The following is a 19,394-nucleotide window of genomic DNA, read 5'->3' as shown; positions in this document are numbered from 1 at the left end:
GATTAGAATATTCCACCGACAGTATTTTCAGATGCGCCACGTAACTCAACCACACCGGTGTAATTCTTAATAACATCACTCACATCAGCCTCGGATTTAGCGTTATAGTCTTGACTGTGAAACACCTCAATATGCATGGTTCTCTGGGCCAAGGTTAGACGGGGAAGATCCTCGGGGTGCACCTCGATAACAATGCGCGTCAGTGCTTTATCTGAACTTTTTACGCTTGGGGTGATCTTGCCTGTTTGACTGTCAGCATCAGGTTCAGCTATAGAGATCACTCTTACTTTCTTCATCAAGAGTGATGCCCGTATGCCAATGAAATCGTCAATGCGGCTGATATCATTCGCTAAATTATGTTGCGGTGAACTGACGGTCATAATGTCTATTTCATCGCCGGGAAGAATATAATCTTGGATCATATTGTTCGTAGCCACCGTCAGAGGATAAAGGGTCATCCCCTCATGGGTGATTAAATTCAGGTAACCCGCTTCTCCCGGATGAGAAAGCTGTTCAGGAAACAGATACTGACCCTCTTCTACAGATGAATTAAGCAAAGTTTGTGGGTCAAGCTTAAGCTCAACATCTGCGTTTATTCCCAATGCCAAAGAAGCGTCTCTACCTAGCTGAACCCTTTTGAGATCCGCCAAGGTCAGATGATTTCCTTGCAGCAGAGGCACTTTGGCCTGCCACAGAGTAAACGTTTCAGCTATGCCATCATCTTTAACAGGCTTAGTCACTGACTCTGGAGTAGAGAGCAGTTTATCTGCCACCCCATACAAGCCGGTCAATACCGCAATAAATGCGATAATGAAAATCAATTTTGAATTAAGCATTATTCAACTGTTCTGTTAGAGCCGATTGACGGCTGCGATAGCGAAAAGTGAGGTGCTACTCGCGCCCTCTAATTCACCCAAATAAAAAGCAAGAATAGGGATGTAAAACCCCAGAGAGATAGCAATGCCATAGGGTAAACCTGCGTCTTCACCACGGGAGAGCCTCTGTATTACTCTATATTTAATCAGGTAAACCACAGCAAGCACGCCACCACACATTAACGTAAGCATTAATGCCAAAGGCAATTGCGATAACGGCAAAGCAACGGCTAGGGCACTGGCTAACTTTCCATCTCCGGCGCCAAGCCACCTAAATCTGAAAAGTACTAGACTAAGCAAGAAGATTGAACATCCGTTAATAAGACCTTCAATGATCCGTTGCTGACTAGCGGCCAGCCACACACAAATAATCAATGCGGCGAAACACCCTACATTCGAGATGCGTCGTTTACGTATGTCACTAATAGAAATAGTCACTAAAACGAGTAATAGGGAGATGATCGCCAGCATAAAAGATGTGCTTAAAAGTCGCTTAGCCTGTAGTGATCTTAGTTAAGCTATCTGTGATTTTTGTGAATGCTAAATTTAATGCTGTCATCAAGCTACCGTCTGATGCGAAAGCTGCTGTCAAAGCAACGGCCATAGCAACACCGATCAAACCATATTCAATCGCTGTCACACCGCGCTCATCTTTTTTGTAGGTCGCTAGAAAGGCTATAGTATTGCAGTAGAACTTATTCATAATAGAATCCTATTTTATTTAAATTACAGAAAATCCAGAGAGTTGAATAATCAGCGAGCGGATTCTAATCGCAACAATAAATTAAATAAAAATAGGTTCTATGAGGTTATGTTATAGGTCATTAAATAAAGCTTAAAAACAACTCAAATAACACTTAAATCGGTATAGTTTAAAACAAAAACACAACATTAGCATTACACGCTCATGGGGTCACATAACTTAAAGTTTGAAAAATTGTTCGTTAACCACTCTACAGCGGGGGATTTTTGATAACCAAGGTTATATATTAATGACACTCGACTGGAACTGGATTCAACTTGTTCTAAGTCAAATACCAATTTATTTAAACTGCCTTTCTCCAGATCATGAGCAACGACAAAATTTGGCAGATAAGCAATGCCCAATCCATTACGACAAAAAGATAGCAGGGTATGAATATCTTCAACATACCAAATCTGCTTAGTCAGAGTTGACTCATCCATATCGGTTAAAGGGATCTCTGAAGACAGTAAAATCCGCGATTGATTGAACAGTGACTTTTCGATCTTTACCACTCCATTGTCGAGATGCAAATTGTTACTTTCAACATAGCTTGGCGACACAATCCAGCTTCCAATAAGATGAAATGCTGCGATATGTTCAAAATGCTTCTTAACATTTTGACTGAATACTCCGAGTGCAAAATCTAACGTTTTATCAGTAAGTTTTTGTGCTAATGACTCGCTATTCTGTTGAACTATCTTCAACTCAACTAACGGGAAAGCAATTGAAAAATCTAGGATAATTTTATTTATCTTATGGCAACACACCAAAGGGTCGATACCAATGCACAGTTTAATTTGCTCCACATTTGAGATCGATTTAGAACGTTCGATAAAGGCAGTATATTGAGACATAAGCTGCCTCGTATCCTTCAAAAATAGCTCTCCTTGTTGAGTCAGCTGCGGATATTTACCGTCCCTGTCAAATAATGAAAAACCTAAATCTATCTCTAGATTTTGAATCGATAAACTGATGGCGGCCTGAGACTTTTTTAACTTTCTACCCGCTGCACTAAAGGAGCCTGTATCAGCTGCAGCAATAAAGGAGCTAAGGCTTTCGAGTTGAATTTTCATGACTAATAATTTTTTTTTTGAAGTCGTGGGGTTACTGTTAACTTCCATGCCAGTGATTTTGTTTAAAAATGTATAAAGTCAGCGTAAAACCGAGTATTTATGAGGTCTAGACTGAATTAGACGAACATTCTCAAATCGCAAATAACATATTCCCATATATTATATTGCCGCGAAGAATAACTGCGTAAACATTAACTACACAACCAAACATTTGTGTCATATTGTATCAATGGCAATACTTTTAGAATGCTATTAATTAATAACAAACATCATTAGTTAACAAGATGTATCACAAACAAAGATAGCCACTTAAAATAAAACACACTCAATGATAAGAGCTACGAGGGAATATTATCTACGACGGATAACAGACCACATGTAGCGAAAAATGATTCAAACAGTACCGCAAATGTTAAATATAAGTTCTTTTGTATATGGGGATATTTATATTATTCTTATTCCAGTGACATATTTCATAAAATTCTGAGTGGTAAATGAGACAAAAGCTCTGAGTCTTGCAGGTTGGAATCTGTCTTTACAATAGAGTAGATAAAAAGGTGTATCGGCCACTCTCCAATGTTCAAAAACAGAAACCAATTCACCACTGGCGAGCTCATTAGGGCAATATAGCTTAGGCAACCTAACGATTCCGTTACCTGCAATAGCCGCACTCTTCATCACTCGACCATTTTTACATTTAAAGCTGCCTTTAATATCAACTTCGACTTTATGCTTTGCATCCTCTTTGCTCTCAAATAACCAACGGTCGATGGAACCCGTTATACACAAATGTTCCTTAAGCTCTTTAGGGTTCACTGGGTAACCGTGTCGTTCAAGATAAATTGGCGAGGCCATCGTCATGTTCTCAATACTCATTAGCTTACGCGCGACAATGCTCGAATCTTCCAGCTCTCCCATGCGAAACACCAGATCAAACTCATCGACCACAAGATCGACTCTCGAACTACTAAAGTCCAAATTAACACTGATATCCGGGTATTCAGTGATGAAATCATTCACCAATGCAGTGACGATCTCTTCACCTATAATGCCGCCGACACAGTTGATGTTGATATTGCCTTGTAATCGCTGAGCACTGTCTACCGTCATAGCAACCGCTTGATCTATGCTTTCAAGCGCACTCTGACAGGAGTTAAAAAATGCCGCTCCTTGCTCAGTTAACCTTTGAGCTCGAGTTGTACGGGCAATCAAGGTCACCCCAAGCAAAACTTCGAGTTGTAGCAACTGTTTTGAAAGGTGTGAGCGGGAACAACCCAACACTTCAGCCGCCAAGGTAAAACTGCCCTGTTCTGCAATCACTGTAAAGGCTCGGATATCAGCCAAATTTAGATCTTTATTCATTTTTTACCCGCTTTCAATCACGTATGTAGAGTGTTAGTTCACTGCCAATATTATACGCCATACGTAAACAATTATGTTCTCTATAGATTATATATCAACAATGAACCCACCACTATAATGGCCGCAACAGATACGAATTGATTCATTTAATTATCTCATTCAGCTAAGTGTTAGCTTGATGACAGAGGAAAAATCATGAAAGAACTTATCGTAATAACAGGTGCATCTTCAGGAATTGGCGCTGCAATGGCGAAAGCATTTAGCGCCAAAGGCCACCCACTATTGTTACTGGCTCGTCGTGTAGAACCGATGCAAGCATTAGCATTAGAAAATTGCCTCTGCATAAGTGTTGATGTCACAAATGGCGAAGCGATCAAGAGCGCTATCGCAGTGGCTGTAGAGCAGTTTGGTCCTGTTGGCGGACTCATCAATAACGCAGGTGTCATGCTACTGGGTCAGGCTGACGTGCAAGATCCAGCTGAATGGGCAAGCATGCTCAATATCAATGTGATGGGTGTTCTTAACGGTATTCATGCAGTACTTGCCGACATGAAAGCACGTAAAACAGGGACGATCATCAACGTCAGCTCTGTCGCTGGTCGTAAGACTTTCCCAAATCACGCTGCTTACTGTGCCACTAAATTTGCCGTGCATGCATTGACTGAAAACATCCGTGAAGAAGTTGCCATGGATGATGTACGCTTAGTCACTATCGCACCAGGCGCAGTAGAAACAGAACTGCTCAGCCATACCACCAGTGACGAAATAAAAGCGGGTTATGCTGACTGGAAAGAGCACATGGGCGGTGTTGTTGCACCAGAAACCATCGCTGAAGCGGCACTGTTTGCTTATGAACAGCCACAAAGCGTTTGTGTACGTGAAATCGTACTTGCAGCAACTCGTCAACAGCCTTAATTAATATATAATTAAGGGGTGCTCATACGCACCCCTTAAATTCAAGCTGCTAATATTCGAATTTCTAATAAGTTACATTTTGCCTTACACTGCGCGGTAATCTAGCCAACTTGTCTGTTCACTTGTTAAAATAGCGGTAAATTACTCCCTCAAGCCAATAAAAATAACCCTACAAATTGGCACTAAACTTGTATTAGTCCTGATGGTTATTTCCCACGGCAAGTTATATGACATGTAAAAGCACATTTCTAAACAGATGTGATCAACTCTCTGGCGAACTCAGTGGAGCATTCGCAGATCTTGGTACGTTTTTGCCTTTAGTACTGGGCCTCATTGCGCTCAACCATTTTTCCCCTCAAGGGATCTTTTTAGGTTTCGGTCTATTTGCGCTATTCACTGCTTTTTATTATCGCAGACCCATCCCTATTCAACCCATGAAAGTCATCGCGGCACTGGTTATCGCCCAAGGTTTAACACCTGGGATGCTTCAGGCCAGCGGCATGATGATGGGCATTATCTTGCTCGTCCTCGCCTATAGTGGCGCCATTACTTGGATGGCAAAACAGCTCTCTCCCGCAGTCAGTATCGGTATCCAGCTGGCTATTGGTTTACAGCTGATCTGGATGGGTGGACAGATGATGAGTGAAACGTGGCTCATCGGCATAAGTGCTTTCATTATCCTCTTTGCCAGCAACTTTCTTCCCTTAAGGTATCTGGCTATGCCACTGGTATTAGCCCTTGGTATTGTTTGGCAAATAAACAGCGGCATGGCTCCAAGTTTTGATCTCAGTGGTGACACCAGCTGGCACCTAAGCTGGCCAAGCATCGATGAATGGACCTCTGCGGCAGGCCTACTGGTACTGCCTCAACTCGCGCTCACCTTAACTAACGCGGTGATCGCCATTTCAGCCATGGCCTCTGAAAAATTCCCAGAAGATAAGGAAAAGTTCACTCCAAAACGTCTGGCCACCAGCTCAGGATTAGCCAACTTACTGTTAGCGCCTTTTGGCGCAACCGCCATGTGTCACGGAGCAGGCGGGCTCGCCGTGCAATATCACTTCGGTGCCAGAACCTGGGTCGCCACCACCATCTTCGGCACCGCTTGTCTGTTGATTGCATTACTCTGGGGCGACGGGATTGCCAGCATACTCTCACTGATACCACTTGCCCTGCTCGGTAGCTTGTTAGCCATCGCGGGGACTCAACTGGCTTGGTCGAAGCGCTTTATCGACGGCAAACCTTTTTGTATCTTCGTCATTCTCTCAACCGCCGCCATCTGCTTAATCGTCAACACCGCAGCAGGATTAGCCGTTGGGGTGATATTAGAGATGGGCCGTCGACAGTGGAAACAGGTCACACATTTGAGACACTAGAATGGATTGAACTTGTCGGACAACAAGTTTGATTGACTTGTCGAATAACAAGTTTCAAATATTTTTTGGGGTTTGGTTCATTGGGCAGGTTTGGTGCTTAATTATTTTTAGGTGAGCATGACTTCATTGATGTCTATTGCTTGCAGAATGTGCCGTGCAGGGATGCACCAATGTCGCAGTGGCAGGATGCCAAGGAGCGACCCAATGTGTAAATACTTCTGCGGGACGCTATAAATATGTCCCTATACGCTCGACGGTGGCATCTGACCTATATGGATATAGGAAATGCCGTGGTGACATGGATGTCATAGAACGGCCTTGCCACCAACGCCCTCAGCCGCATTCACACCTGATTCTTTATTTCTTCGATTTAGGTTTTTCTAGTAGCTAGCTCATTTTTGGACAGAAACGTTTTAGAGCTAAAACTTTAAAGTGCGCGGCTCGCATTAACTTTAGTAATGATTATCTTAAGAAAGCGGGTTTATGTTCACTAAGAGATGGATCGCAGTTCTCTCTCAAAATAAAGAAACTAACCAGAAAGTCTAGGTTAGGCGTTCTAAATGAACCGCCCTGTGCGGAGCCGCATGCAGGGTGGTGTGGGGGCAGAGGGTTAGATACCCTCGGCTACCCGATTAGGCTACTGGGCACAAAGCCATATTTTTAGCAAAATAGTAGTCTGTTGCCTTACTGATACTTTGCTTGTTTATTTCTGAAACATCAGCCTTGCTAATGGTTGAGTCTTTATAATCTGCACAAAAAGCTAGTTTGGGTGATATAGGCATAAGTGTTAAATCCTGATAGCAATCAGCAACAATAAACTCACCTTCTTTTGCTTCTAGCAGTCCCCATTTTAAATCCTTTACTCCAGATCTTTGCTGATCTAATTGCATCAAAACCTGCATTCCAGTCATAAAGCGAGATGGCACTTTACCACCATCTCTAACGAACATAGCCCCCTTGCTTTCTAATATTTCTTCTTCCTCTGTCGTTACACCAGAGCCAGAAATACCATTTAGAGTAATATCTTGCATAGGGGATTTATAAAATTGATGTCTTATACGCCATAGTAAAAAATACTCTGATATGGCACTATGATTACGATTTTCAAAGGACTTCATATTATTAATTTCTTCGTGGAAGTCATCCTCAATGTCGCCCATTAGTCCTCTTTCTGCTTTTTCATCCCAGTTTCTTTTAGCGCAAAATATTTTTGATCTTTTCCCTTTCTTTTCAATATCACCAGTTTCTACAAATTTAACTTCTACTTTTTCATCAGCATCATTAAATTTACCAATACAGTGTGCTGTATGAAAGTGTTGCTGGATTACGAATTGGTGGGGATTACCTTTCTGAGGCTTCTCAAATGGCACTGCATACTCCTTGTAGCCTAACGCCCTGCTAATAAGTGAACCTGTGCTGGCGGGCGATTTGCTCAGCAAATGGCATGACAGCCTTGGTAAACCTGAATTTAGCAGCTTGTTATGTTGGTGGCTGATAACTAGGTAAGAACACCATCAAGGTAGCACTTACCTTTCACCTAATCTAAACAGTTTTTTCAAACATTTTTCCAAAAGAAAAGTTCTGTACTGGTTGATCATTGCCGTCTAGATTAATAAGCAGTTTAATAGCAAATTCTGAAAAATTATCAATCGTCCAAGTTAAATTTAATCCATAGTCATCTACATTAAAAAATCGAGAGTAATTACGCGTGACACCATAACCTCCATCGCCGAGGCTAACAATACTGGCTGATGCAATTTTGTTCTCATCGGTGTTTTGAATAGTTACGCTACCATCTTCATTTTGCATTATTTCACCGAGCTCATTCATAGGGCAAACAATAGGTCTAGTTGAATAGTTGGTACGACTATCTTCTGGAATGTCTCGCCGAATAGAAATATGACCACAAATACTTTCATCACCTTCATAACGTAGAATCATGCCATTTTTAAAACCGAAGGCATTATTGGTACCCGCTAGTTTTTCTAGAAATTTATGCTTATAACGGTTTTCGTACTTCAAGTACCCGAAAATAATACCACTATGAAAATTGCTAGGAAATTCGCTAGAAAAATCATTTATTTCACATAATTTATCTATCGCATCACCTATAGATCTTTCCGTAATTTGTGCTTTAACTTCATACAGGGCAACAATATGCTTAGCGGGTATAGCTCGATATTTACCTTGTTCACTTTGATCAGCATTATCTTGAGTCCAAAGTACTGGAGCTTCTAAACGATTATAAATAATGATGTCTGAGTGATAAAGTTTCATTCCTGGATTGTATATATTAGGAATAACAAACCCTGAAGTAACTGCATATTTTTCAGGAAGAAACTCTTGAAGCCATTTTCGGACAATAGCTTCAAGAGCATCACCATGTTCTGTTTTTACCGGGCGATCCTCAATTAGCTCGATTGCTCGGTCAAATTCGGCAAGAATGTCTTTACGATTTCGGTCGAATTGTTTCCACCCAAACATACCTGTAATTTCTGGCATAACTACCTCATACTCCTTTGACAATCATTTAGATACGCAATACTTCAATGCAAATGTAACTCCTATCGGCGCCAATTATACAGGTAACTATACTGGTGGTAAGCTGAGTGTGATTTTATTTTGATTAACTTACACTCAGCATCTGATAAATCGAGATGTAACGGATAAGAAAAAATAGGGGAAATGGATAGGGTGTGCGCATGGCTAAAAATGGCTTCTAGGTCGTTTTGGGGCAAAAATCAGTTTCAAATCCCAACAAGTAAAGCTAAATCGAAGAGATAGATGATCAGGTGTAGATGCGGCAGTGACCGTCCGTGACATGGACGTCACGGCCGAGACTATAGGGATATACTCGTGTCGTGTCACTGAAGTAGCTGCACATACCCTGCTGGAGGCAATAAACAGCCATGAAGGATGACCTTCAAACTCATCCCCCAATACCATCCTGCCAGAAGCTAAAATAAAAAATGTAATCAGTCTTCATTCAAAGGCTAACAAGCTGGATCCTGAAACTAGTTCAGGATGACAGCTAATGGATAGCAAATGTAATCAGCCTTCATTTGAAGGCTAGCCAATTTTGGGGCAGAAATGAGTTTCGAAATCCAAGTAAGGCTAAATCGAAGAGACTTTTGAACAGGTGTAGGTGCGGCTTCGACTTCAGGGCGAAGTTTCACACAGTGAAACTCTTTGAGCGGGAGGTAAGGACACCGAACTGGCCGTTTAACAGGGAGGTTATTGGAAATCGTAGAGCCCACACGGATGTGTTTAAGGCGTCTCGCAGAAGTAGCTGCACATAAGCCTGCGGCAAGCATTAAACAGCAATAAGGTGAGACCTTCAAACACATCCCCCAATACCATCCTGCCAGAAGCTAACACTAAGAAAATGTAATCAGCCTTCATTTGAAGGTTTAAAGTGATCCCCTTTCCCCTAAACCTAAGTTATCCCTTCAATGCTATTTAGATTCAATACTCTGATAGTTAACAAGATTACCTTACTAGTGTTACTATCTTAGCTCTCAATATTGCAATGACATTGGATGTTAGCTGTTGCAGGTTATAAGCTCACTTATTTTTTCGACCTCTATCTTCTTTATGACGCTTGTCTCAGTCCAAGCCAAAGAGGTTGGGCAGCCTATTGAGGTCATAAAAACGGAGCCAACGTCTGCTGGACAAACAGAGCCAGCGGCCTTCGATGCCCATCTCGACAAGCAAGTTGGCGAGGAGGAAGATCCCTGCTTAACTCAGTCTGCTAACGATACCGCTTTCGACAACGCTTTTGATTATCTCAATACTAAGTTTTGTCAGCCCGCGCTGTGGTTTGATAGCTTCTTTGTTGATGAGCGAACTCAAGATGATGCACGGGCGGGTACGCTAGTGCGTTGGACTAATGATTTTTCCAATTATCAAAAGGAAGGCTTCAAATATAAAATAAACCTCAATGCTCGATTCAACCTTCCAGGTGTAAACAAAAAAGTGAAAGTCATCATTGATTCACAAGGTGAAGATGATCCCTTCGCTTTCCTCAAAGGCCCAAATAATGATGGGGAGCGGGATATCGGACTCAGGTATGACTGGTATGCTAAAGATCGGGTCAGTTTTAATATTAAAGCCAATTTCAAACCTAAGTTAGAAGCAAGGTGGCGCTATGCTTACCCGATTTCACAAAGCACTATCGCGCGATTGACTCAGAAAGTGTACCAAGAGAAAAAAGTGACTGGGGAGTCGACCGAATTTGATATTGAACACTCTTTCGATGAAGATTTTTTATTGCGCTGGAGCGCCGTTGCTCAATATGAAAACCGTGATAATGGTTGGGAGTTTGGTAGCAGTGTGAATCTCTACCATTACATCAGTAGTAAACAGGCGCTCAACTATATTGCCAGTATTTATGGTGTCGATGCCCCTTATCATTACGTAGAAAATGCCAGAATAGCGGTCACCTATCGACAGAACATTGCTCGTGAATGGTTATTTTTCGAGATAACCCCTGAATACAGCTGGACCAAAGAGGTCGATGAAGAGAGGCTAGATCAAGTCGTCATCACCTTTAGAGTCGAGGTGATGTTTCAAAATATTTAACCATCCTTTGCTTTGCATCTCAGCTTTTATCAAGTCTCCTCCCATTATATACCCAAGCTACCTCAAGATGGTCGTTTCAGAGCTCCCGTAGGATAGCTGAACAAGGCAGTGATGAGGATAATGGTTATTCCCTTATTGATATCACTAACACAGTGCAGATATTCTACGGGAACTCCCGAAGGGCACGGCGTGAAGCAACGTGTTTCTTCGTTATGAAAAAGTGAATTAGAATAACTAGTCCAACTATTTCATGAAGACCGCCATGGATGGCGGGAATGTCGTTAATGCAGGAGCAATTAACTACCTTGAACTCCGTCACTTCTCGACATGCTGAATCCTGCATCTTGAAGTGGTTTGGGTATAATCACCTAAGCGATTCTAGTAGAAAGTAAAACTGGCTGCGACAAGGTGTCGCAGTTAGTGCATTAGCCTTTGTCACTTTTACCTTCCGCTGTCACCATCGGCGCCACTACTAAAATAACGACAGTCGATTATATTATGATGAAAATGCCCTTATCCCTTTTTCCACTTTCGATAGTTTCACTCTCAATACTAGCAGCGCTACTGCCAGTATCATCAGCCCTTGCCGATGACAGTGGCTTTGAGATCATTGAAGTCACAGGCCATCATGAAGGCAGTTACAGTGCCGTAAACACAGAATCAAGCTCACCCCAAACAGACATCAGTGGTCTACTTGACAGTATCCCCGGCGCGGCAGTCAATGGTAATGGCCCCCTCACTGGCATCGCACAATACCGTGGTTTGTTTGGCGATCGCGTCAATACACAGATCAACGGGATCTCACTTGCTGGCGCAGGCCCCAACGCCATGGACACGCCTCTTAGCTACGCCAGCTTAGTGAATTCAGAACGTCTTGAGGTTACACGGGGTATCGCGCCAGTATCCGCTGGCACTGACACCCTCGGCGGCAGTATCAAGGTGATAGAGTCACAGGCCAGCTTTGATGAAACCAGCGGAAAACTTGCGGGTCAATATCAAGATAATGGCCAGCGTAGTCATTTGGGTGCTAAAGCCAACTTAGGCGGGCAGGACCATGCGCTTCTTGTCTACGCTGACATCTTAAAAGGTCAGGACAATATCACCACAGGTGACAACAAAGAGGTTAAACCTACCACCTATGATAAAAACATGGTGGGCGGTCAATATCGTTTTAATTTAAGTGATGATAACGGCGCAGATGAGTCTATTGCTATCGGCTATCAGCACCTAGAGACCAAAGATGCGGGCACCCCCGCCCTGCCAATGGATATTGATTTTATTCGCAGCGATCGCATCAAAATTGAAGGTCAGCATGACATCAAGGATTGGGATATGAATTGGCACTTAGCCTACAGCGATGCCAAACATGGAATGGATAACTTCAGCGAACGCATGAAGATGCCCAGTATGAATGCTCGATATAACAATGCTGACAGCACAGGTTTTGATGGCACATTATCGATAGGTAAAGACGCGTGGCTGTTTGGTTTGAATACACAGCTGAGTGAGCATAACTCTGTGATATCCGATCCAACCAAACCTATGTTTCACGTCGATAATTTCAATGGTGTGACAGACAATACCTACAGTGCCTTTGCGCAATGGCAACAAGATATCGACCAGTGGAACTGGCAACTGGGCGCACGGGTTAAGCATTACCAAACCGATGCCGATGAAGTTGAGCACTCTATGTCTGGCAGCATGCCTGCTATAAAAATATTGATGGACAGATTCAATGACGCCGATCGCTCTCAATCACAAACAGGCTTAGATCTTGTTCTCAATGGTCGTTATCAGGTCAATGACGAACTCAGTTGGATCTTAGGCTTGGCGCGCAAACAGGACAGCGCTAGTTATCAGCAAAGATATTTGTGGGTCCCCATGCAATCTACCGGCGGACTCGCCGATGGCCGCACCTATGTGGGTCAGGTGGATCTTGAGCTTGAAACCGCCTATCAGTTAGAGCTCGGTGCTGACTTTGCCACCGACACTTTGTCTATCAGTCCACGTATCTTCCTCAACCGTATCAATAATTATATTCAAGGGGTTAAAGCGACCGACCCAGCGGTGGTCATGGCGGCACAAATGATGGGGGATAGTAACCCGATGCAGTTTGCCAATGTCGACGCTCAACTGCTTGGAATGGATGTCACTGCCATCTATCAGCTGGCTGACAACTGGAAGCTAGATATGAATGCCAGCTATATAAGCGGTGAGCGACGTGATATCCAAGATAACCTCTATCGAATCGCGCCGCCTAAGGTCAACCTTGGACTTAATTACCAAAGTGGTCACTGGCAAGGACGCATTGAAGGCGTGGCAGTATCAGCCCAAAACAAGGTTTCTGAGACTCAACAGGAACAGACCACTGCGGGTTACGCCCTAATGAATATCTCTGTGGGTTATGACGCCGATAGCTGGTTGGTCAAGGCCGGAGTCAATAACCTGTTCGACACCGAATACGAGGACCATTTAGCAGGATATAACCGAGTCATGGGGGCTGATATCGCCCCAGGCGAACGCAGGCCAGGCATGGGAATGAGCGCTTGGGTGACCGGAGAATACCGATTCTAATCAACCTGAACTCTGCATAAAACGGGATCCTGAACAGGTTTCGGGATCCTATTTAAGTCAGTAAATTTAGCGCGTTATTTTGGGATTGATTCACTGCGTTTCCCCACCCCGAGTGCTTCCTTCTAACCGGAACACTCTGGGATTTTTTTTGAGAAGCTTACGTTTCAGTAACTAACAAGATGACTGTTCCTTGTATCCTCATCATCCCCCTCTTAACTTGCTTGATAACTAGGATAATCAATATAGCCCGCAGCCCCACCACCAAATAACGGGCCTTTATCGAAGGCTGCTAAAGGTTTACCTGCCTGTAAACGAAAAGGTAAATCTGGATTAGCAATAAATGAGCGACCAAACGCAACCAAATCTGCATAACCACTGTCGATAATGTCACTGGCTCGCTCAACATCGTAGCGGCCAGCTACAATGATGGTACCTTTAAACGCCTCCCTAAATTTAGCTCTAAAATTATCGGGGATCTGCGGTGCATCATCCCAATCAGCTTCTGAAAGATGCAAATATGCGATATCGAGTTTCGACAGTTCCTCTGCGGCCAGTAAAATAGCATTGACGATATCCGGGCAATCCATATCTTTAAAGGTGACGAATGGGGCTAGCCTGACGCCCACTTTATCCGCCCCAATCCTTTGGCTAACACCAAGCACCACCTCCATCAAGAAACGAATTCGATTTTCACGACTCCCACCATAACTGTCGACTCTCTGATTGGAGTTGGTTCTCAAAAACTGATCGATCAAGTAACCGTTACCGCCATGGATCTCGATCCCGTCAAATCCAGCTTCAATCGCATTTTCTGCAGCATCTGCAAAGTCATTAACCACACGCTTAATATCCTTATGGCTCATCTCTCTGGGCACGGGACAATCAACCATCTGGCCATCGGGATGATTGGCATCAACAATCCAAACTTTGGTCTCTGTAGGCTTGATCGCTGAAGGGGCTATCGGGGCAAGTCCCTGTTGAAATACCGAATGAGAAACCCGACCAACATGCCAGAGTTGATTAAAGATTTTGCCACCAGAATGATGAACCGCAGACGTCACCATTTGCCACCCTGCTATCTGCTCTGGTGTATAAACACCCGGCGTAAACGAGTAACCTTGGCTCTCATCTGAAATCTGAGTGGCTTCAGTGATAATAAGTCCAGTAGATGCCCGCTGGGCATAATATTGAGCCATCATCTCATTAGGAATATTTCCCGGTTGTGTGGTGCGCGAACGAGTCATAGGTGCCATGACCATGCGATTGTTCAATGATAAATGTGACTTTTGATAAGGGGTAAAAAGGCTCATAGTAACTCCTCGTGTTGAGTAAAAATGGGAACTTGATATAGCCAACTTCCCTTAAATGGGAAACAGGGTCGTTCTCCCTCTTTAAGCCCTAAGATATCCACAAATACCTTAAGCTCTTGGCTATCAGCTGATGCCAACAAATTAAGATGATTAAATGTCATCGTCATAAACAAACTCGCCTATTGAAAAGAGTGGTCTAGTGTAAATCCGTTAACTAATTTTGATAATTGGGCTAATATTAAAATCATTTTCAAAAAAATTTTGATATGTATCACCTTAATGATCTACAACTCGCGATTAGAATCGCAGAGCTTGCCAGCATCTCAGCAGCAGGACGCGAACTGGGTATGACTCCAGCTGCGGCAAGTGCTGCCCTTCAAAGACTGGAAAAAAAGCTCGAGTGCCAACTCTTTGCCCGCTCTACCCGTAGGATGAAGTTGACCGAAGAGGGACGACATTTCATTGAAACTGGACGTCAGGCACTGGCTCTACTTGAAGGTGCAAGCAATGCGCTGGCAGATAACCGAGGGGAATTAAAAGGTGAAATACGGATAGCCCTGCCTTCTGATATCGGCAGAAGCTTAATTCGGCCTTGGCTTGATGAATTTGCAGCAGAGCATCCTCAATTAATGCTCACCCTCTACTTTGGCGACCAGATGACCGATCTTATCGATCAAAATGTCGATTTAGCGCTGCGTTATGGTCACTTAGAAGATTCCAGCTTAATGCGACGACAACTGGCCATCACCCCCAGAGTTGCTGTCGCATCTCCTGACTATCTGGCTCGCTATGGAACGCCAACACATCCCCATGAGTTGGGTCAGCATAAGCTCCTTATTCTTAACCGTGGCGGAGAGCCTTGGCACAAGTGGCGCTTTAGCAATAAAGGCGAGGAGTTTGATATTGAAGTGCGCGGAAGCAGGCAGTGCAATGATGGCGCGGTGATCAGAGAGTGGGCGCTAGCGGGCATGGGCATCGCTTACAAGAGTTGGCTCGATGTCGCGGTTGATGTGCATCAAGGCAAGCTTAAGTTGCTTTTCGCCGATCAAATAGCCAATAGCGTTCCTCTACAGTTGGTCTACCTGCAAACTGATTATCCTAAATATAAAGTCCGCAGTACTATCGATCTGCTGATAGATAAAGTTCAGCGATTTCAGCAGAAATACCCACTCTCGATACCAATGGGGAACAGAAAGTGATCGACTCATTGGGATACGGAAGAGTGGGGAATAGATTCAGTAGATAAATGATGGCCTTGCGTCAGAATCTAGCGGCCAGAGACAAAAACCAACAAACACTGTCTCTCAATATTATTGGTTTTTTATGCTTTATTTCTCTAACTTACGGTTATCTAAAGTGGGTTTTTTGAGGAGTTTTCGCTGCAAGGTCCGTCGATGCATACCAAGTTGGCGCGCCGTCACCGACACATTGCCCTTGTTCATATTTAACACTTGTTGAATATGCTCCCACTCTAATCTTTTAGGGCTTAATGGTTGCTCATCCAACTCTTGAATATCAACCTTATCCCCTTTCATCGTGCTCTCCGTTAACGCGCTCAATAGCGTTGTCGTATCAACGGGTTTAGCCAAATAGTTATCAGCCCCTAATCGAATAGCTTCAACGGCGGTGGCAATACTGGCGTACCCAGTCAGCAACACCATCACCACATCAGGTAAGCTTTGACGTAAAGGAGAGATCAAGCGCAGGCCATTGTCCTCTTCAAGCTTCATATCAAGCAGTATGTGGCTGGGCTTAAACTGCCTAGCTTCCAATAGCGCTTCACTGGCATTATGTGCCTGCAGACAGTCGAATCCATGGCGCGACATTCGCCTGTCGAGCACGTTAGCAAGTGCTAGGTCATCCTCTATAATCAATAGTCGACGTGTCGTCATCTATACTGTTCCATATAAAGGTAATGTCACTTCCGCCACGGTCCCTCCCTCTAGATGTGCGCCTAAGATTAATTGTCCTCCTAAGCGCTCAAAGCTGGCATGACTCAGCATAAGCGCAACACCCATGCCGGTCGGACTGTCCACCAGTTTATGACCCAATTGCGACACCAGTTTACTGGGGATCCCGCTGCCATAATCTCTGACCCTTAACCTCAAGCAAGCATGGATATCATCGACATTAAACTTAATACTCACCTTTTGCAGTCCCATATGATCTGTACTCGCCCTAGCAGCATTTTCGATTAAAGATAAAATGGCAGGCAGCAGACTCGTGTCGGTTTCAATTAAGGCGCATTCAGCCTTTTTATCCAACGCAATCTCAAGTAACACCTGCGGCATAAACAGGCTGACTTGTTGTTCCAGCTGGTTTAATAGTTCGTCGACGCGAATTTCAAACTTTTTCTGCTCCCGAATCAACTCTGTCGCTAGCCTTAAATCCGCCAAAGTTTTCTCGCAACGGCCTAACGCCACATTCATCTCTTTTACCGCAGGTGCGTTGGCATCGGACTCCTCAGCCACCTCCTCAACCAACAACCTCAGGCTAGATAACGGCGTCGCGAGTTGGTGCGCCATCTGAGCTGAAGCGGTACCTAAAGCCAGCAATTGTTCCTGTCTTAACTGGGCTTCACGCATGTAAGCAAGCTCGTCCGCTTGCCTGCGCATCCGCTTAGCAATAAAAGCGACGCTCGTGGTTAACACTAGAGATGAGATCACGAAGTTAAGCCACATCCCCAAATAATGGGAACCCATGTCCATGCCGTGGTGCTGCATTTGATCTGACGGAATACTGTAAAGCATTAAGCTATAAGCCAGCGTCGAGATAAAGGTCAAAGTCCATGGCGCCCAACGGGGTAAGATCACAGCCGCTATCGCAATAGGCAGTAACAGCAGCGAGATAAATGCGTTTGTCGCACCACCGGTAAAGTAGAGCCAAGTGATCCAAAAAGCGGTGTCGAGCAAGAGCGCGATAAATAGCCCGCTATCGCTCAACTGCAGTGGCTTACGCACGCTAAACGTCACCACTAGATAAAGGGCTTCTAGCATTAACGCATAATTTATCGCAGGGCTATGCACTGAAAGCCCGAAGGTTTGTGCAGCTAAAAAAGTCAGCACTAGCTTCAGAGCAAGACCTAGAGTACGCAAAGCAACCAGTTGCTCCGAGGCGTTTAGATTCGGAAAGCCTTGTGGTGAATCACCTTTTAGCATCAATATCGCCTACTCTATTTTCAATAGCCCCAAATATAACCATTATTTCAAACTTAAACTTTTTAAAGATAAGGCTGTTGGTGAACTGATTAAACTATCACGCGCCCCTTGCATAAAACTCACTTGAGAAACGATCCCCAGACTTTCCAACCGTTGACAGCTTAAGGTGCAATCATGTGGCCGTTTAGCGCTGTCTGTTGGTTCTGAAACTGGGGTTAAATGTTGAGTAGTCAGCCCAAATAGTTCACCAAGTACAAGTAACATCTGGTACTTACTCATGATCTCCTTACCACTGAAATGATAAATCCCATTTAGCGCCTCATTATCGAGTTTACGAGTAATCATCTTCTCGATGGCCATGGCGATATCCAGTGTTGATGTGGGGCTGCGTATCGCCCAATGATCGACATTCTGTGGTTTTTTATCCAATAGCTGATTCAGCAAAACTAACACTGCGGACTCCTCTACTCGCTCCACTTGACCATAAATAATGGGCAGCCTGAGTACGGTAAAATCATCGGATGTTTCAAGTAGCAATTGCTCACCACGCAGTTTAGATTCGCCATAAAAATTCACCGGGTTTGGTGCATCGCTTTCAATGTAGCTTGGCGTTGTACCATCAAACACATAGTCGGTAGAGATGTAGATAACCCAAGTGCCTTGCTGCGTAGCCGCTTTAGCTAACGCGGCTGTCGCGCCGAGGTTCAGTGCCAGTGCAGCTTCAGGGGATTGCTCTGAAACATCTGGTCTGCGCTCCGCTGCGCAATGAACAATCACATCAGGCTGTTGGGAAGCGATAAACTGATCGACTGCGTTATCATCGGTCAGATCTAACTTGTATATACCAGCTTGAGCTCGGCTAAAACCGGTAGCAATCAGCTCATGCTCACCCGTTAATGTCAGCTGCTTAACCACAGCTCTGCCTAAGAGGCCTGTTGCCCCAGTGATCATAATTTTTGCCACTTCAACTCCAAATTTGATTGTCTCAACAGTTACATATACCCAAGCTACCTCAATATGCTGAATCCTGCATCTTGAAGTGGTTTGGGTATAGTCTATGATTTTCACATTATCTGCACAACAATATGAACAGTCTATCGATATAATACCAATCAGTATAAGAAGTTGATCTACTCAGAGTGTCTTTTGGCAAACTAATTCAAGGCGAATGGATAATAGAATGGTTGTTCCCTTGTGAGTTCATTCAACGTAGAAGTAGACAGCCAAAAACACTCCTTACTGGCGAGTTTTAGCGGTGCTGATACTGTGTTAACGAGCTTGACCGTAGAACAACTATGCTCTTCACTCGTTGCCTTGCCTCAGCACCGCTAAACTCTCGCTGAGCGATCAAATCTTTATACTGATTGGTATAGATTCTGGGCACTAAAAAGCAGTAGGCCCAAAGTAGCACCTACTGCTGTTCATATT

Annotated in this window: 18 protein-coding genes; 6 read left to right on the top strand and 12 right to left on the bottom strand. The window is 43.9% G+C overall.

Translation table 11 applies throughout. From position 1 onward, the window contains the following. Nucleotides 1-2: 2 nt before the first annotated feature. The 5 genes from FN961_RS00485 to FN961_RS00465 all read right to left on the bottom strand — a co-directional run bounded on the left by FN961_RS00485 (nucleotide 3) and on the right by FN961_RS00465 (nucleotide 4,055). Nucleotides 3-836, bottom strand: a complete 834-nt coding sequence (locus FN961_RS00485; protein ID WP_143562588.1) for an RcpC/CpaB family pilus assembly protein — start codon at nucleotides 834-836, stop codon at nucleotides 3-5. A 15-nt stretch (nucleotides 837-851) separates the two neighbouring features. Then, a complete protein-coding gene (locus tag FN961_RS00480) occupies nucleotides 852-1,346 on the bottom strand; it encodes an A24 family peptidase (RefSeq protein ID WP_143562587.1) in 495 nt (164 codons plus the stop codon). Nucleotides 1,347-1,368: 22 nt separating this feature from the next. After that, entirely contained in the window at nucleotides 1,369-1,578 is a 210-nt protein-coding gene (locus FN961_RS00475) for a Flp family type IVb pilin (protein ID WP_143562586.1), read from the bottom strand. Between the two features lie 194 nt (nucleotides 1,579-1,772). After that, a complete protein-coding gene (locus FN961_RS00470; RefSeq protein WP_185972675.1) occupies nucleotides 1,773-2,693 on the bottom strand; it encodes a LysR family transcriptional regulator in 921 nt (306 codons plus the stop codon). Nucleotides 2,694-3,137: 444 nt separating this feature from the next. Continuing rightward, nucleotides 3,138-4,055, bottom strand: a complete 918-nt coding sequence (locus FN961_RS00465; RefSeq protein WP_143562584.1) for a LysR family transcriptional regulator — start codon at nucleotides 4,053-4,055, stop codon at nucleotides 3,138-3,140. Between the two features lie 195 nt (nucleotides 4,056-4,250). On the opposite strand from FN961_RS00465, the gene FN961_RS00460 reads away from it, so the two are divergent. Then, nucleotides 4,251-4,970 (top strand): SDR family oxidoreductase, encoded by a 720-nt coding sequence (locus FN961_RS00460; RefSeq protein ID WP_143562583.1) that lies wholly within the window; start codon nucleotides 4,251-4,253, stop codon nucleotides 4,968-4,970. Between the two features lie 227 nt (nucleotides 4,971-5,197). Further along, on the top strand, nucleotides 5,198-6,343 hold the full coding sequence (locus FN961_RS00455; RefSeq protein ID WP_143562582.1) for a putative sulfate/molybdate transporter: 1,146 nt from the start codon (nucleotides 5,198-5,200) through the stop codon (nucleotides 6,341-6,343). Between the two features lie 632 nt (nucleotides 6,344-6,975). On the opposite strand, the gene FN961_RS00450 is transcribed toward FN961_RS00455, so the two are convergent. Together FN961_RS00450 and FN961_RS00445 are read right to left on the bottom strand one after the other, a co-directional pair. Further along, complete coding sequence (locus FN961_RS00450; protein WP_143562581.1) at nucleotides 6,976-7,713, bottom strand: hypothetical protein; 738 nt, start codon at nucleotides 7,711-7,713, stop codon at nucleotides 6,976-6,978. 172 nt (nucleotides 7,714-7,885) lie between these two features. Continuing rightward, on the bottom strand, nucleotides 7,886-8,845 hold the full coding sequence (locus FN961_RS00445; protein WP_143562580.1) for a DUF6602 domain-containing protein: 960 nt from the start codon (nucleotides 8,843-8,845) through the stop codon (nucleotides 7,886-7,888). 1,047 nt (nucleotides 8,846-9,892) lie between these two features. Between FN961_RS00445 and FN961_RS00440 the strand changes: the two genes are divergently transcribed. Then, nucleotides 9,893-10,924 (top strand): hypothetical protein, encoded by a 1,032-nt coding sequence (locus FN961_RS00440; RefSeq protein ID WP_229814584.1) that lies wholly within the window; start codon nucleotides 9,893-9,895, stop codon nucleotides 10,922-10,924. A 498-nt stretch (nucleotides 10,925-11,422) separates the two neighbouring features. Continuing rightward, the gene (locus FN961_RS00435) at nucleotides 11,423-13,498 is read left to right on the top strand and encodes a TonB-dependent receptor (RefSeq protein ID WP_229814583.1); all 2,076 of its coding nucleotides are present in this window, start codon (nucleotides 11,423-11,425) and stop codon (nucleotides 13,496-13,498) included. 212 nt (nucleotides 13,499-13,710) lie between these two features. Here FN961_RS00435 and FN961_RS00430 read toward each other — a convergent pair whose 3' ends face one another. Further along, a complete protein-coding gene (locus FN961_RS00430; protein WP_143562579.1) occupies nucleotides 13,711-14,808 on the bottom strand; it encodes an alkene reductase in 1,098 nt (365 codons plus the stop codon). Further along, nucleotides 14,805-14,975, bottom strand: coding sequence for a VOC family protein (locus tag FN961_RS25710; protein ID WP_185972674.1), 171 nt, complete (start codon nucleotides 14,973-14,975; stop codon nucleotides 14,805-14,807). The genes FN961_RS00430 and FN961_RS25710 overlap by 4 nt, the downstream gene beginning before the upstream one ends. A gap of 99 nt (nucleotides 14,976-15,074) precedes the next feature. Here FN961_RS25710 and FN961_RS00425 point away from each other — a divergent pair, with 99 nt between their 5' ends. Next, on the top strand, nucleotides 15,075-16,007 hold the full coding sequence (locus tag FN961_RS00425) for a LysR family transcriptional regulator (protein WP_143562578.1): 933 nt from the start codon (nucleotides 15,075-15,077) through the stop codon (nucleotides 16,005-16,007). A 129-nt stretch (nucleotides 16,008-16,136) separates the two neighbouring features. Here the strand turns inward: FN961_RS00425 and FN961_RS00420 are convergent, their stop codons facing one another. The 3 genes from FN961_RS00420 to FN961_RS00410 are packed head-to-tail and all read right to left on the bottom strand — an operon-like array spanning nucleotide 16,137 to nucleotide 18,929. Next, nucleotides 16,137-16,700, bottom strand: a complete 564-nt coding sequence (locus FN961_RS00420; protein WP_143562577.1) for a response regulator transcription factor — start codon at nucleotides 16,698-16,700, stop codon at nucleotides 16,137-16,139. Next, complete coding sequence (locus tag FN961_RS00415; protein ID WP_143562576.1) at nucleotides 16,701-17,966, bottom strand: sensor histidine kinase; 1,266 nt, start codon at nucleotides 17,964-17,966, stop codon at nucleotides 16,701-16,703. A gap of 42 nt (nucleotides 17,967-18,008) precedes the next feature. Continuing rightward, nucleotides 18,009-18,929 (bottom strand): dTDP-4-dehydrorhamnose reductase family protein, encoded by a 921-nt coding sequence (locus tag FN961_RS00410; RefSeq protein ID WP_143562575.1) that lies wholly within the window; start codon nucleotides 18,927-18,929, stop codon nucleotides 18,009-18,011. A gap of 231 nt (nucleotides 18,930-19,160) precedes the next feature. Here FN961_RS00410 and FN961_RS25705 point away from each other — a divergent pair, with 231 nt between their 5' ends. Continuing rightward, nucleotides 19,161-19,298, top strand: coding sequence for a hypothetical protein (locus tag FN961_RS25705; RefSeq protein ID WP_185972673.1), 138 nt, complete (start codon nucleotides 19,161-19,163; stop codon nucleotides 19,296-19,298). Nucleotides 19,299-19,394 lie beyond the last annotated feature (96 nt).

Source organism: Shewanella hanedai (assembly GCF_007197645.1).
GTDB classification, from domain to species: Bacteria; Pseudomonadota; Gammaproteobacteria; order Enterobacterales; family Shewanellaceae; genus Shewanella; species Shewanella hanedai.
The sequence above is the reverse complement of the archived record's forward strand: the minus strand, read 5'-3'. Positions and strand labels throughout refer to the sequence as shown.

Coding starts and splice junctions, on each gene's coding strand:
- FN961_RS00485 (WP_143562588.1), bottom strand. CDS start 836: ATGCTTAATTCAAAATTGATTTTCATTATCGCATTTATTGCGGTATTG.
- FN961_RS00480 (WP_143562587.1), bottom strand. CDS start 1,346: ATGCTGGCGATCATCTCCCTATTACTCGTTTTAGTGACTATTTCTATT.
- FN961_RS00475 (WP_143562586.1), bottom strand. CDS start 1,578: ATGAATAAGTTCTACTGCAATACTATAGCCTTTCTAGCGACCTACAAA.
- FN961_RS00470 (WP_185972675.1), bottom strand. CDS start 2,693: ATGAAAATTCAACTCGAAAGCCTTAGCTCCTTTATTGCTGCAGCTGAT.
- FN961_RS00465 (WP_143562584.1), bottom strand. CDS start 4,055: ATGAATAAAGATCTAAATTTGGCTGATATCCGAGCCTTTACAGTGATT.
- FN961_RS00460 (WP_143562583.1), top strand. CDS start 4,251: ATGAAAGAACTTATCGTAATAACAGGTGCATCTTCAGGAATTGGCGCT.
- FN961_RS00455 (WP_143562582.1), top strand. CDS start 5,198: ATGACATGTAAAAGCACATTTCTAAACAGATGTGATCAACTCTCTGGC.
- FN961_RS00445 (WP_143562580.1), bottom strand. CDS start 8,845: ATGCCAGAAATTACAGGTATGTTTGGGTGGAAACAATTCGACCGAAAT.
- FN961_RS00435 (WP_229814583.1), top strand. CDS start 11,423: ATGATGAAAATGCCCTTATCCCTTTTTCCACTTTCGATAGTTTCACTC.
- FN961_RS00430 (WP_143562579.1), bottom strand. CDS start 14,808: ATGAGCCTTTTTACCCCTTATCAAAAGTCACATTTATCATTGAACAAT.
- FN961_RS25710 (WP_185972674.1), bottom strand. CDS start 14,975: ATGACGATGACATTTAATCATCTTAATTTGTTGGCATCAGCTGATAGC.
- FN961_RS00425 (WP_143562578.1), top strand. CDS start 15,075: ATGTATCACCTTAATGATCTACAACTCGCGATTAGAATCGCAGAGCTT.
- FN961_RS00420 (WP_143562577.1), bottom strand. CDS start 16,700: ATGACGACACGTCGACTATTGATTATAGAGGATGACCTAGCACTTGCT.
- FN961_RS00415 (WP_143562576.1), bottom strand. CDS start 17,966: ATGCTAAAAGGTGATTCACCACAAGGCTTTCCGAATCTAAACGCCTCG.